General features: G+C 52.5%; 4 tRNA genes and 1 rRNA gene. All 5 read right to left on the bottom strand.

Features of this window, described 5'->3' with window-relative positions:
- A 16S ribosomal RNA gene (locus FKZ59_RS14495) occupies positions 1-81 on the bottom strand; the annotation flags it as partial.
- A gap of 111 nt (positions 82-192) precedes the next feature.
- Positions 193-265: transfer RNA gene (locus tag FKZ59_RS14490), tRNA-Ala, on the bottom strand.
- An 11-nt stretch (positions 266-276) separates the two neighbouring features.
- Positions 277-353, bottom strand: a tRNA-Pro gene (locus FKZ59_RS14485).
- Positions 354-386: 33 nt separating this feature from the next.
- A tRNA-Arg gene (locus FKZ59_RS14480) sits at positions 387-460 on the bottom strand.
- 6 nt (positions 461-466) lie between these two features.
- Positions 467-555: transfer RNA gene (locus FKZ59_RS14475), tRNA-Leu, on the bottom strand.
- Positions 556-590 lie beyond the last annotated feature (35 nt).

The following is a 590-nucleotide window of genomic DNA, read 5'->3' as shown; positions in this document are numbered from 1 at the left end:
TTCCTATGAGGTCCGCTCGACTTGCATGTATTAGGCACGCCGCCAGCGTTCGTCCTGAGCCAGGATCAAACTCTCCAAAAAGAATTTGATTTCGCTCAAATTGTTTGTCCGAATCCGGTCCGCCGACAGGGCCGGCAAACCGGAATTGTTTCTGGCATCAACGCTTTGGTGTTCAGTTTTCAAGGTTCATAATGGAGCATAGCGGGATCGAACCGCTGACCTCCTGCGTGCAAAGCAGGCGCTCTCCCAGCTGAGCTAATGCCCCTAGACAATAAATGGTCGGGAAGACAGGATTCGAACCTGCGACCCCTTGGTCCCAAACCAAGTGCTCTACCAAGCTGAGCTACTTCCCGATTTTCCTATATTAATATTTTATTATTATTTGACGCGCCAGGCAGGAGTCGAACCCACAACCTTCTGATCCGTAGTCAGACGCTCTATCCAATTGAGCTACTGGCGCTTATTTTGGTGCCGAGGACCGGACTCGAACCGGTACGGTAGTCACCTACCGCAGGATTTTAAGTCCTGTGCGTCTGCCAATTCCGCCACCCCGGCTTATGGAGCGGAAGACGGGACTCGAACCCGCGACC

This window comes from Ureibacillus terrenus (assembly GCF_006569205.1).
Lineage (GTDB): Bacteria > Bacillota > Bacilli > Bacillales_A > Planococcaceae > Ureibacillus > Ureibacillus terrenus.
Note: the sequence above shows the minus strand (reverse complement) of the source record. Positions and strands in the feature narration are given on the sequence as shown.